Source organism: Prevotella sp. tf2-5 (assembly GCF_900115435.1).
Lineage (GTDB): Bacteria > Bacteroidota > Bacteroidia > Bacteroidales > Bacteroidaceae > Prevotella.
The window spans coordinates 260,067-273,230 of record NZ_FOWK01000003.1; the positions used below are offsets into that span (position 1 = coordinate 260,067).

Annotated in this window: 13 protein-coding genes; 5 read left to right on the forward strand and 8 right to left on the reverse strand. The window is 43.4% G+C overall.

What is annotated here, in order from left to right; translation table 11 throughout:
* Positions 1 to 155 precede the first annotated feature (155 nt).
* Positions 156 to 668, forward strand: a complete 513-nt coding sequence (locus tag BM257_RS04815; protein WP_092069007.1) for a GNAT family acetyltransferase — start codon at positions 156 to 158, stop codon at positions 666 to 668.
* A gap of 15 nt (positions 669 to 683) precedes the next feature.
* Here the strand turns inward: BM257_RS04815 and BM257_RS04820 are convergent, their stop codons facing one another.
* The gene (locus BM257_RS04820; protein WP_143096749.1) at positions 684 to 1,463 is read right to left on the reverse strand and encodes a hypothetical protein; all 780 of its coding nucleotides are present in this window, start codon (positions 1,461 to 1,463) and stop codon (positions 684 to 686) included.
* A 29-nt stretch (positions 1,464 to 1,492) separates the two neighbouring features.
* Positions 1,493 to 3,076 (reverse strand): hypothetical protein, encoded by a 1,584-nt coding sequence (locus BM257_RS04825; protein ID WP_143096750.1) that lies wholly within the window; start codon positions 3,074 to 3,076, stop codon positions 1,493 to 1,495.
* 1,039 nt (positions 3,077 to 4,115) lie between these two features.
* Between BM257_RS04825 and BM257_RS04830 the strand changes: the two genes are divergently transcribed.
* Positions 4,116 to 4,313 (forward strand): hypothetical protein, encoded by a 198-nt coding sequence (locus tag BM257_RS04830; RefSeq protein ID WP_143096751.1) that lies wholly within the window; start codon positions 4,116 to 4,118, stop codon positions 4,311 to 4,313.
* A 52-nt stretch (positions 4,314 to 4,365) separates the two neighbouring features.
* Here BM257_RS04830 and rplS read toward each other — a convergent pair whose 3' ends face one another.
* Positions 4,366 to 4,725: a 50S ribosomal protein L19 gene (rplS, locus tag BM257_RS04835; RefSeq protein WP_092069018.1), complete on the reverse strand. Its 360-nt coding sequence runs from the start codon at positions 4,723 to 4,725 to the stop codon at positions 4,366 to 4,368.
* A gap of 264 nt (positions 4,726 to 4,989) precedes the next feature.
* Between rplS and BM257_RS04840 the strand changes: the two genes are divergently transcribed.
* Both BM257_RS04840 and BM257_RS04845 read left to right on the forward strand, forming a co-directional pair.
* The gene (locus tag BM257_RS04840; protein WP_092069021.1) at positions 4,990 to 5,748 is read left to right on the forward strand and encodes a 5'-nucleotidase C-terminal domain-containing protein; all 759 of its coding nucleotides are present in this window, start codon (positions 4,990 to 4,992) and stop codon (positions 5,746 to 5,748) included.
* Between the two features lie 19 nt (positions 5,749 to 5,767).
* A complete protein-coding gene (locus tag BM257_RS04845) occupies positions 5,768 to 6,616 on the forward strand; it encodes a bifunctional metallophosphatase/5'-nucleotidase (RefSeq protein ID WP_092069023.1) in 849 nt (282 codons plus the stop codon).
* Positions 6,617 to 6,628: 12 nt separating this feature from the next.
* On the opposite strand, the gene BM257_RS04850 is transcribed toward BM257_RS04845, so the two are convergent.
* Positions 6,629 to 7,378, reverse strand: coding sequence for a type IX secretion/gliding motility protein PorT/SprT (locus tag BM257_RS04850; protein WP_369821300.1), 750 nt, complete (start codon positions 7,376 to 7,378; stop codon positions 6,629 to 6,631).
* Between the two features lie 156 nt (positions 7,379 to 7,534).
* Between BM257_RS04850 and BM257_RS04855 the strand changes: the two genes are divergently transcribed.
* The gene (locus BM257_RS04855; RefSeq protein ID WP_092069029.1) at positions 7,535 to 7,705 is read left to right on the forward strand and encodes a DUF362 domain-containing protein; all 171 of its coding nucleotides are present in this window, start codon (positions 7,535 to 7,537) and stop codon (positions 7,703 to 7,705) included.
* Between the two features lie 52 nt (positions 7,706 to 7,757).
* On the opposite strand, the gene BM257_RS04860 is transcribed toward BM257_RS04855, so the two are convergent.
* From BM257_RS04860 to BM257_RS04875, 4 genes are all read right to left on the reverse strand, one after another.
* Positions 7,758 to 9,746 (reverse strand): ATP-binding protein, encoded by a 1,989-nt coding sequence (locus BM257_RS04860; protein ID WP_177216017.1) that lies wholly within the window; start codon positions 9,744 to 9,746, stop codon positions 7,758 to 7,760.
* Between the two features lie 107 nt (positions 9,747 to 9,853).
* The gene (locus BM257_RS04865) at positions 9,854 to 11,281 is read right to left on the reverse strand and encodes a tetratricopeptide repeat protein (RefSeq protein ID WP_143096752.1); all 1,428 of its coding nucleotides are present in this window, start codon (positions 11,279 to 11,281) and stop codon (positions 9,854 to 9,856) included.
* A gap of 73 nt (positions 11,282 to 11,354) precedes the next feature.
* A complete protein-coding gene (locus BM257_RS04870; RefSeq protein WP_092069038.1) occupies positions 11,355 to 12,311 on the reverse strand; it encodes a PstS family phosphate ABC transporter substrate-binding protein in 957 nt (318 codons plus the stop codon).
* Between the two features lie 3 nt (positions 12,312 to 12,314).
* Positions 12,315 to 13,148: an energy transducer TonB gene (locus tag BM257_RS04875; RefSeq protein ID WP_092069041.1), complete on the reverse strand. Its 834-nt coding sequence runs from the start codon at positions 13,146 to 13,148 to the stop codon at positions 12,315 to 12,317.
* Between the last annotated feature and the right edge of the window lie 16 nt (positions 13,149 to 13,164).

Below are 13,164 nucleotides of genomic sequence, written 5' to 3' on the forward strand. Positions count from 1 at the left end.
AAGGTACAACTTTATTTTAAATCATCTGCAAAGATACGCATAATTCTAGAAAATTGACTATCTTTGCATCAGTTTAATCAGAAAAAAATAGGGATCGTAGTTCTCGAATCATTCGGACTCGTTGGATAGGTGTTATAGCCAAAGCTTAGATAATAATGATACGAAAGAAACGAATCATACGTGAGACAAGGCTGCCTGATGACGCAGAGCGCATCATGAAGGTGTTCTCTGCCGCTAAGGGTATAATGCGTGCCTCGGGGAATATGAATCAGTGGGGTGAAGGATATCCCTCATTGGAGATTGTCAAGGCTGACGTGGAGCGTCTCGGTAGTTTCGTGATAGAGGATGATGGTGTGGTTGTTGCCTATTTTGCTTTCCTTCCCTCTCCAGATCCCACCTATTTTAATATATATAATGGGAAATGGACCAATGACACGATGTCTTATCATGTCATCCATAGGATTGCCAGTGTGCCAGAGACTCATGGCGTATTCAGGAGTATCATGGACTATTGCTTTACCCAAGAGCGGTATATCCGCATCGACACCCATAGAGACAACCACATCATGCGTCATAACATAGTGAAATATGGTTTTTCCTATTGTGGTATTATCTATCTTGCCAATGGCGATGAACGATTGGCGTATGATATGATCAAGGCAGGGTAATAGATCGGGAATTTATTAAAACATTCTCGGCATGTATTTTGTAGAAAAATCGGCTTCCATAGAAATACGTTTGGAGTTCGCTTTTTTATAGGCCTCTGATTGAGTGCTAGTAAGAAGAATATGATGGATGTGTGACATAATATAAGAGTTACATGCGCTGATTTTTACAAAAAAAGTTAGATAGCCTTCTGAATGATTATAATAATATGCATCCAGATTCTCCAATCCCCAATACTCACGTTCGTCTCCAGAGTAAACTACCAACGCTAAATTACTGCGATGAGGCAGATTGTCATACGCTACTTTTGCTCTGATAGATACTTTCTCATAAATACCTGCATAAGCTCCTGCCGTACCACTGGCTGTGAACCCGACAACATGGAATTCCTCCGCTAACTTCAAACCTAAATCAGCATCTGTGGTAGTAGATATAACAGCACCAGGGAAATGATTCTGAAGTTCCTTTGATTTAGAGATATATTCTGCACAAAGTTCTCCGTAAGGTCTTCCTGCGTATAGTTTGTTCTGCCCTGTGGATCCTTCGTAGGCATTCCAAATAGGCATCTGATAGTCAGCTATCAATGAGGGTAAAGCCCCAAAAGGATTCTGCCCCGTTTGCGCAAATCTTTCAAAAAGTGTATCCATTGAAGTCGGACGCTTCTTCCCTTTGTTCAATTGGGAGGATGTTGTCGTTGTCTTTTTAACCACTCTTTTTTTTGTACGGTGTGTCTGTCCTAAAACAATTGTCTGTGAAATTAACAGCATTGTCAGACACATAAGCAGAATCTTTTTCATAATTATTTATATAATATTTAGTATACTTTTTATTTCCTTTCCTCTTCTATAGTAAAAGTGCAATGTACTACCTCATATTCGTGAGAGGTGACTTCCTCCAGTTCTACTTTTTTGCTTCCTTGCTCATAATAGTAATAGTGGAAACTCTCCAAATCAGTCTTTTTCCGTGGTGCGGTCTTATATCCCAATTTCTCCAGTTCCTCTTGAATATTGGAAACCGATCTCTTTCGTATAGTAACCTTGAGGATTTTGAGTTCCTTTGACTTTTTATTCTTGCTTTTCACATATATGTCACAATTGGAATACTTGCCATTAAAGCCTTCCATACCTGACCCAAATAACTCTTTTGACAGTCTAAAGCCTCCAATCTTTGTTAGCTCACTTTGAATTTGTTCTGTATCATTGTTCCTTAGGACGTAGTCACATAGTTGTATCAGAGTTGGATTCCAGGCAACACCATCTTCTACAACTCCACCTGGTGTTGGTGGAACAGGTCTCCTGTCTGGGATGGGTGTCTCTGTTTTCTCTTGTTCCTTAGGCTGTGGCTTTTCTTGTGATAGAAAATAAAATAGATAGTCAATGCTTCCTTCTTCAACAATCATACCGTCGTTTTCTCCTTCAAAAAAACAGAGAGCACTTCCTTTACGTAACCGTCTGTTACCTTTCTGCCACTCATCGTCCTTTCCAGGAACGGCTACATATCCATGTTTTTTCAGAAGTGAAGGAAAATCTTGTACATAAACTTTGTTTAAGGTAAACATGGTGGCACGTATGTTAGAATTGGGTATTTTCTTATCAAAAGGATAAACTTTGCAATCTACAAAATCGCACGACTCGGTTTTCATCTGGAATTTTGCATTATTCTCGTCAGCCCATTGGTAATGGAAACCATTCTTCTCCAAGAAAGATTGAACACGGTCTTTATCATTGATGTCCATTATTTCCTCACCCCATGCAACCACATCAATGGGATCATAGTGTTTTTTATTTCCTTTGTGCGTTTTGGCTTCCTGATTGACCAACAAGAAGGAGTATGTATCAAGATAAGAGAGCAGAATGCCATATTCGCCTACAAGTCCTTCGGTTATTGTTGCGGAAAATTCTCCGTTCTTCCAGACCCATATATTATCATTGTGTGGACATTTCCCCATCTTTATACCATTGTCGTTGCGAGCTTGATTAGTCAGGGTTTTGATGCGCATATTGGCCTCTGATTTTGACTTGAACCCATTTTCTGTATAGTAGATCCGATAGACATATTTTCCCTGATATGTGGAATGAACCATCAACGTTATATTGTGTTCACCACGCTTTAGGTTGAATGTCAGGAAAGGATAGTCATCTTTAAGATTACCGCAATCGAACTCATAGCCTTGACGGATAAGGGTCTCTTTGAAACTCTTGGCTGTGACGCGCATTTTTATTTGTTGGAAAATAAACGGTTGGGTTGCCGCCAAGGATTGAAGGCTAACGGTGGATGACTGCCTGTTAGTAGTTGTTGTATGTGTCACAGTGTGTTTAGTCGTGGTAGTATTCTTGCGTACTGTCTGACCACAGACTCCTGTGTAAATCATTACAAACATTAATATAATAATGTGGCGTGTTTTATTCATATCATTTAACTATGGTTATTTCTTTTAAGTTCTCCTTTCAATACTTTTTAGATTCATGACGATAGATACTTCCGTCTTGCAGGGTAACATAATACTTGTCACATCTGTGGGTCTCCTGATAGTCGTTCCTATAGTCTTTCATGTCTTAACTATTTACTATTCATAGGCAAAGATAATAATTTCTACTGAATTACACAAATATAATTGAGAAAATGATTCTCTTTCCAACCTTTTCGTATGATTGGCATAAATAACGAAAATACCCCATCTCGGCAAAAAAAGAATAAATTCTTTTGTTCAGCTCTCGATTTTTCGTTTCTTTGCAATCGTAATAACTTTATTGTCTAATTCTAAAATAGATTTGCCAATGACATAAAAACAGGACGAACAACGCTTCCGACCTTATTGATGAGGCTCAGCCTTTCGAGGTCACAGAGAGATTTTAATTTAATTATTAACTTACAGATTAGCGTTTCTGTTCGTACTTATACATAGATATTGAGCTTTTGCTCTTTGTTCTCGTAACTCGAATACCGCCAATATTCATCTATAATTATGGCGACTGGCAGAGCAACGTTTTTGCCAGTCGTTTTTCTGTCTCTATGTGTAAAAACAAAATAATCCTGCTATCCCTGCTATAATGTGGCTGAAATGCTGATAAATAAAGGGCGGAGCCTGTAGCACAATCAGGATTTATCCTGCTACAATCGTGCTACAACCCTGCTACCATCCCCCTACCAGATGACATTTTGAGACAACGACTATTGTTTGAGCGGTTTGAAAACGGCTATAGGCGTTCAGTTGTTTGGCTGGAGCCGTTCAGTCGTTTGGCTATAGCCGAACGGTTGAAAGGATGCTTCTAACTCCCTCGAAGGGCGTACCTAATACCCCATCACCCGTAATCTGTTACCCCTGTGTAAGGCACCTTTAACGGCGGTCGGAGATATCGGAATGAGGGATTGAATCAAATAAATTTGCATTCTCTTCACTAAATCGAAATTTTGCACTACCTTTGCAGGGACTAACGGAACAGATGACGATGGAGAAAAAGAGACACGCATTACGAAAATTGCTGGAGGCTGTGGAGCACGAACTGTTGAGGAAGCCCAACAAGAAGACGCTTGACAGGCTCTCGTTGTTGGCTGGCTTTCAGGACTGGGAGTCGTTCCAGGAAGCCCTGCATGGTGAGGATGATGGAGAGTCGAACTACGAGGTAGGGGAGAAAGTCAAGAAATAAAAAGAGACATCCACGGGGAATGTCTCTTTTTATGTTGTGCAGGTCGATGGGATTACTCACCCACGTTGTGGCGCTTCTCCTTAATACGAGCAGCCTTACCAGTGAGCTTGCGCAGATAGTAAAGCTTAGCGCGACGAACCTTACCAACCTTGTTCACCTCAATGGAGTCGATGTTCGGAGACTCGATAGGGAAGATACGTTCTACACCTACGGTACCAGACATCTTGCGAACAGTGAAGCGTTTCTTCTCACCATGACCGCAGATCTTGATGACTACGCCACGATAGAGCTGGATACGCTCCTTGGAACCCTCGATAATTTTGTAAGCGACAGTGATGGTGTCACCAGCTTTGAACTCTGGGAACTTCTTGCCGGTTGCAAATGCTTCTTCAGCAACTTTAATTAGATCCATTTCTTTTCTTATTAAATTGTTGTATCGTTCCTACGCAACATAACAGGCAACTCGTTACTTCCTGACAGCGATTACGCGGAAAGCGGGTGCAAAGGTACGAATAAGTAAGCAAACTACAAAATAAAATTTGATTTATTTGCATTTTTTTCGAACATGAGTCTTTTAAGCGAAGTTACAGGTTTGTACACAAAAGTGGGAAGTAGAAAGAGAATAATTTGCTTGAAACATGTTTTTTTTGTACCTTTGCCCATATAAGATAAGACAATGACTAGGAATTTATGTGTTTTGACAGTGATAGCTGTGGTGATGGTATCATGCAAGAGCAGCTATCAGGTGGTTAACGTCGAACGCTCCCGTATCTTGGTGGACGCACGCTATGACTCGCATTACGATATGGAGGCATCGAGGTTCTTGGATACCTATAGACATGTGATTGACAGTATTACAAGTCCGGTGGTGGGGCATATGGCAAGGTATATGCATGTCCAGCGTCCTGAGAGTGAGTTGTCAAATTTGCTTGCTGACATCATGGTGTGGGCGGCAAAGGACTATGGGGAGCATGTCGACTTCGGTGTTTATAACATGGGAGGTATCCGTGCGGACTTACCGGCGGGTGCGGTAACCTATGGAGATGTGTTGGATATAGCTCCCTTTGAGAATAAAATAGCTTTTGCCACGCTATCTGGTGCTGACGTGTTGGAGCTGTTCTCGGAAATGGCATCCGTAGGTGGCGAGGGCGTCAGTCATGCCGTCAGGATGGTAATCACAAAGGACGGCAAACTGGTAAGTGCCGCCATCAACGGACAAGTTGTTGATCCTCAACGTGACTATCGGATTGCCACCATTGACTACCTGTTGGATGGAACGGACAAGATGTCGGCATTCCACAAGGCGAAGGATGTCAATTCTCCTCTGTCGGATGAGAACAACAGCCGGTTTGTTATCATGAACTATTTCCGTGAGATGGACCGACAGGGTAAGCTGGTGGATTCGCAAATGGAAGGAAGAGTCGTAGAACAATAGATAACTTAAGATTTCAAGTATGAGGCGTGTACATATTCTCTTTTTCTTTTTACTTTTATTACCTTTAACGGTTTCGGGTCAAAAACAGAAACAGTTGGTTGTCCTGCATACCAACGACATCCATAGTACGATTGTCCCCATCAACAGTCAACTGCCTGACACGATGAAGGCAGGTAGGGCAGGTGCCTTGCGTTGTATCGAAATGCTGAAAGAAGAGCGGGAGAAATGTCCGGACCTTTTGTTGTTTGACAGTGGTGATTTCTTTCAGGGGTCTTCCTATTATACCTTTTTCAAAGGTGAGGTCGAGATCGGAATGATGAACCGGATGGGGTATGATGCTGTGACCATAGGTAATCATGAGTTCGATTTTGGGGTAGAGGAAATGGCTCGTGTGTTCCGTCTTGCCACATTCCCCATCGTCTGTGCCAATTATGATTTTACGGGAACCCCTTGTGAGGGATTGGTGAAACCTTATGTCATCATAAAACGTAACGGGTTGAGAATCGGGGTGTTCGGGGTGTCCCCCAAGTTGGAAGGACTGGTTGCTGCCAGGAATTGCGTAGGTGTGAAGTATCTGGATCCGGGGGAAACCGCCTTGAAGACGGCAACGATGCTGAAGAAGGAAAAGAAATGTGATGTGGTCATCTGTCTCTCTCATCTGGGATGGAACAGTAACCGTGGGGAGGACGACCAGTATATGGTTCCTCGCAGTCGTTATATTGACCTTGTCTTAGGAGGACATACTCATACTTATTTTAAGAAGTTAGAGTATCTGACTGATATGGATGGCAAACAGGTACCTGTCGACCAGAACGGGAAACATGCGATTTTCGTGGGAAAGATGATCCTAAACTTAATAAAAAAGTAGGCGTTTGACGCTTTACTCGAAATAGAAAGAGAGCATAATCATTTTCGATTGTGCACTGCTGACACTACCCGCATAGGCTCGTTTGTTGGCGTCGCGCAACTCATTGATATGGTTGGTGTTGAGACTGTTTCCCAAACCATAGCAGAACTTCAGCTCAGGAATGAGTTTGAAAAAAGGTAAGTAGAAATCACAACCAATACCTACTTCTATCATCGACGAGAAACGTTTCAAGGCGATATAGTCGTCATCACCACCTGTGAGGTTGATCATCCCACTGATACCGGCAGAGATGAAAGGACGGTAGTTGTTGAAGCGGGGAGCACTGAACTTAATGTTCACAGGTAATCCGACATATGTGTTTTTAAGGTCTTGTGTTACTTTATGGGGATTACCTTCCTCATCCAAATCGGTCATGTTGATGAAACTGAGATGCTTGGCACCAAAATGCATGGATGGGGAGAAACGTAAAGCGAAGTTCTCATGAAGGCGTAATTCCGCAAGAACACCTACGGAGAACCCAGGATTCCACTTATCTGCATCTGTCATAATCAGGTAATCGTTGACATTCCCCTCCTCGTCGACAATTGTCTGTAAACCAACGTTCTCAAACTCAATGTCTTGCAAGTGGGTGCCTACTACGATACCAAAATGCAAAGGGCGCAAGTCGATGTAGGGCTTGTGCTGTACACGACGCTGTTGGGCTTGTGCGTAAAGAGCACCGACAAACAACAGCATCAGGAGTATAAACCGTTTCTTATTCACATTAAATATAACGTAGGAAGAAAGCCCTTTATTATTTCGACGTCGTATAAATTATGAAAATATTCTACCCATAGTTAGGTATATATCGAAAAATATTCCTATCTTTGCATCATAAATAATGAGTATTTAGTATTAACTTTTTAAACGAAAAGAATTATGGCATACGTAATTGGTGACGACTGCATCGCATGTGGAACATGTATCGATGAGTGCCCCGCAGGAGCTATCTCTGAGGGCGATAAGTATTCTATCAACCCTGATGTTTGCACAGAGTGCGGCACATGTGCTGACGTTTGTCCGTCAGAGGCTATCAGCCTTCCTGCATAAAGCAAGGCAATGTTAGTAAGAACATAGGGCTTTCCCATAAGGAAAGCCTTTTTTATGCTTCGTCGGGAATGGTGAAAACGAAGCGCGCACCTCCTTGATAACTGGTGTCAAGGTAAATGTTACCACCCAGACGAAGGGCAATACTGCGGGCTACACTGAGTCCGATACCCGTTCCTTCGTAGTAGGGATCCAGTTGGAAGAACTCTTCGAAGATATGCTCTGCCTCGTATGGTGGGATGCCGATACCCGTATCTGTGACCGTATAGACTACCATATGGTTTTTTGTGTCGAGGGTGATACTTAGCTCAATACTTCCTTGTTTAGTAAACTTGACAGCATTGTTCAATAGTAATGCGAGGGCACGGGAAGCTGCTTGGAAATTGGTGCGTATGATCTTTTCAACGGAAGGATTGTATTCCAGATGGAAAGTGACATGTTTGGCATTGGGGATGTCTGACTTTTCAACTGCCTGAGTGGCAATATGAACGGTGGTCATTTTATCGGAACGTTCGATGATACTCTTGCTGTGCATATCAGAGAGTTCCAGCATTTTGTTGACCAGTTCGATAATCCGGTTTGTGTTCTTGGTGATACGCTCGTTGATATCCTTGCGCTCCTCTTGTGACAATTCAGAATCTGTCGAAGTTAAGACCTGTGTGAAACCACTGAGGACGTTTAGGGGAGTGCGGATCTCATGGGAAATCTGTTGGATAAAGTCTGTCTTCATGCGTGATGATTCTTCCGCACGAGCGTTGGCGTTGGTTAGCTCTTTGTTTTTCTGTTGCAACTCCTTATTCTTGTCTGACAACTTTTTGGCATTGCGGAGACGGAGTAGGGTGATGATGACAAAAGAGATAAGAATGAGCAGAATAGCGATGAATACCGCGATATAACGTTGATATTTCAGCATTGACTGTTGCTCGGAAATCTGTTTTTCCTTCTCTTGTGTCTCATACATGATAGCTAACTCTGCTGCATTATGTAGTTGCTCATAGGTATAGATGGAGTCGATGGAGTTGACGACACGTTCTGCCATTTGGAGAGCTTGTTCCGAATGTCCGGTCTTGATATAAGCTTTCAGGTAAGGGGTAAGGTAGGACTTCAGATAATATAATGACAGGGGGATATCCCACGACTGGATAACGGAGTCGACTTTAGGAATCAGTAGTGCTAAGTCGTCCCATCGCTCGGCAAGTTGGAGGTATTCATAATGCTCAATAAGTCCTTGACTGGTTTTAGAATAGTTGGTACCTATAAAACGCTGGTATGCCTGTCTGGCATCAGCGCGCTGCCCTGTCTTTACATATACAAGGGCTTTGTGGGTGTCAAGACCTGCTGAGAATTCTTCAGCGGTGGTCGCAGGACACTCTGGAGAGACGGACAAATGATTGATGGCTTCCTCGGCTTGTGGTAACCACTCTTTTGCCTCCACAAACTGTTCGGTACTTGTATAGGCATCAATGATATTATAAGTGATTCTTGCCCAAGTATAGAGATTGTCGAACGTGGGTCTTTTGTTGGCAATCTCTTTAAGGGTTTTCCATGCTTGTGTGAAATTCTTTTTGGCTTCTTGGTAATGCCCTAATTGCATCTCACTATATCCGATGTCATGGAGTAGGATAGCTGACCAATATTGTCCTTCTTGTGTGGTGTCTTTCTGAACAATGGAATAGGCTTCTGTTGCTGTCTTGACGGCACCATCCTGGTCACCTTTGACAGTGAGGATAGTTGAAAGTTGGTCGGACACGAAATAGTAGAGTGAGGGACGATCCTTATATAGCTCGTTAGTGGTAAGTGCCCTCTTGTAATAGAGCTCTGCAGTGAGCTCTTGTCCTAATCTATAATGAATCTGTCCCCGGAAGTAGTTGGCTTTATACTCTGGTAGGAGATGTTGGTCCTTGAGACTGTCTATCAAGAGGAGGGCGCTATCCATATCCTTGTCAATTAAAGCTTGGATGATGGAGTCTTGCTCGCTCTTAAGGGTACTTCTATTGGAAACTTGCTTGTCATGGGATTGACAGGATGTTAATGTGATACTCATTACACCCCAAATCCCAAATACAAATAGTGTGAGTTTCCTCAGATTCATGTTTGTTGAATGAAAAAAGGGGCGCAAGCCAATACTTGCGCTCCTTTTTATAGTGATGTTTACTTCAATGCCTGAATCTCCAGTGCAGCCTTATATTCTGGGTCAATCTGGAGGATCTTCTCTGCGAATGCCTTTGCACCATCCACATTCTTATTAATGTATGCGTTGAACATCAGATAGTGATAGGCAGTCTTCAGCATGGTGTCTTGACCTTTAGTACGGTCGTTACGCCCACTCAGCAAGGAGGCTAGCTTCTCATAATAAGGCTTGGCAAGTGCTTTCTCCATATTATTGTCGAGCTTGTTGTTGAGGTTGGCACGCATATAGGTGGAATAAACCTCCTGAGTCGGATATTTCTGGATGAGTGCAGCATAGACCTCGTCAGCCTTCTTGATCATCTCTATCTTCTTGGCGGGATCTGCAGAGGCATCACCTTCCTTCGTGTAAATATTGGCAAGTCCTTCTTCATCATCGTAGGTCAGGTCTTTCTTGGCGGCAAGCATCTGCTTGTAATAATCGGTAGCCTTGGTATAGTCTTTGTTCTTCAGGTAGGCGTCAGAGAGGGTCTTTAGAATAGCCCATTTCTTAATCATAGAAGAGTCGTTGACCAGAACAAGAGCTTTGTCATATTCGCTGAACGCATTCTGCTGTTCGCCTAAAGCGTCATAAATCAAAGCAGAATAATAGTGGTCGTACTCAGAGAACTTGGCACTATCAGTCTCATTGAAATATCTGTGGATATACCCCTTGGCGGCTTCGTAGTTCTTCAACTCATAGTTGCTGAACATGGCAAGACGGGTAAAGGTGGCATTGCGAGGCTTGTCTTTCAGACCCTGCTCACAGGCTGCCAACGCATCCTCAAAGTGACCCTGGAAATAGCTGGCACGGGCGAACTCATTCAGATAGCTCTTGTCCAACTGGTCGATGGGCACTTTCTTAAACTCGTTGTAGGCATTCTTCTCGTCGCCAGCAACCATGAAAATGTGTCCCTTGATAGCGTCAACATTCACCTCAGGACAATTTGCTTTTAACTCATCGAGCTTCTGAGCGGCACCTTTGGGGTCAATCTTACGGTAAACCATGGCATATTTACGATATGCCTCGGCAAGTTTCTTATCATAGTAAATGGCATTGTCGTAATATGCGGCAGCACCACCACCATCGTCTGCAAGGGCAGCGATGTCTCCCAGCAGCACATAAGCAGGTGCGTATTTGTTCTTGGAGGCATCCAGTGCAAACTGAGCATATTCATGGGCACGTGCAGTATCTTTTGCCTCATAGAACGCACGACCTATGGCGAGCAAGTTCTCTGGATTCTTCCTGTTTGCCTTGTAGAAAGGCTTCATCTGCTTGTCGAGATCAGCGGGTTTACTACTAATAATCTTTTTTACGGCATCAACGTCGGCCTTGGAACCGTCCTGTGCCATCACTGGAGTGCCGAATCCTATCATCAGCGCTCCCATCACGAGGTATTTAATTGCTTTCATAATTCTTTTTTTATTAAAGTTAAACTTCTAAATTCTTTTCTCTATCATTATGACGTGAATACGCCCATTTGGTTTATTCTTTATTGACAATAACCTGTCGGACATTCATATTTGCTGTACGAGGCAAGAGACCTGAACGGAGGATAATCATTTGTCCCTTGGGTAGCTGACAGTAATGTGCGAAGGCTGACGGAGTACCATTACGGGTATCATTTAATAACGCATAGATGGTGCGACGTAATGGGTAATTGCCATTATATAAATAATATTGATAGGGCTTCCAACTGTTTGCCTTGGTGGCTGAGTCAAGTTTTGAGACCCCCATCACTGTTATGTTCTTTTTAAAGGTGACATTCGTGGTATCACGCTTGTCATTTAACCAGTTGGAACCGATAATACCGAGGGAATTCTTGTGGTTCTCCACATAATCGATTACTGCTGCACTGGTCTTGACGGCTCCGATGTTGGGATTAGTGAACTCTTTCCCTCCAAGGATGGAGTCCACACACCAGCGAACCGTACTGGATAATGGATTGTCGAAAACGACATCAATAGCTCCCAATTTGGAACTGGGATAGATTTCGCCCCATTGGGTTACCTCTCCACGAAGTACACGTGCAAAATCCTTAATGGTAATGCAAGTGTCGGGATTGGAATTGTTGACGATAATAGAGAGACCGTCGTAGGCGATGGGAATCGCACGGGGCAGGAACTTCTGGTCTTGCAGACTCTTCTTCTCCTTCGCAGTGAAGTCACGGGTGGTGAAAGCAAGCCATGTCTCTTGTTTCATCAGTTTTGCAACGGCGTCCTGCTCGTTCATATATTCTACACCAATCGTGTCTAAACGCTGGCTGTTGAAATAGAAGAGCTCTTCGTCTAGAATAGGATAGAAACTCTCATCAGCTACGATTTTTTCAGCGGCCTTCAGATATGCTTCCTCCTTTTCAGGATTAGGCTTGCTCCCACATGATGGGAGCAAGCCTAAGATAAGTGTTAATCCAACGAGTTTGTTGAATACGCTCTTCGTCATAGATTACTGAAGTCTGAAGGTTACGGGAACAGTGTACTTAACACGTACAGCTGAACCGTTCTGCTTACCAGGAATCCATTTAGGCATAGCCTTGAGCACACGCACAGCCTCTTTGTCCAAAGAGGGGTCAACACCACGGACGACTTTCACGTCTGTGATAGAACCGTCGCGCTCCACCACAAAGGTACAAACGACGCGACCCTGTACACCATTCTCCTCAGCTACTACAGGATACTTGATGTTGCTGCCAAGCCATGACATCAAGGCACCCTGTCCACCGGGGAACGATGGCATCTGCTCTACCACGTCGAAGACTTTGGTCTCCTCCACCTTTGGCGGCTCTGGCTCTGCAATAACTTCCTTGGCTTTCAATACCTCACCAGCAGTTTCGTCATTACCCTCAACGTTGAAGGCACCGATAGCGGTATTGGTCTCCTGAAGTTCTTCCTGTGACTTCATCTCCTGCTCTTCCTTCACCTCATTATCCTTCTTAATCTCAGGAACGGTGAAAGCTACAGAGCTCTTGACGCGCTCAATCTCAACTTTCTCAACTTCCGGCTCGTCTTTCTTTTCAACCTTAGCCTCTTTCTTCTCAGCAAGACTCTGGAGCTCTACATCTGCCTCAATAGCAGCATTCTGCGATGCGATGTAGTTCTCAATAGAGACTTTAGCGATAACGATGGCTGCAATGATAGCAAAACCAACGAACATCGTGATAAGAGCCTTCAGGTTACGAGTACCAGTATTCTTACGCAGTTGATAAGCTCCATATGCTTGGTTTTTACCTTCGAATACGAGGTCAACCCAGCCATTGTCTATAAGATCTATTTTTGCCATAGTTCTTTTTGCATTT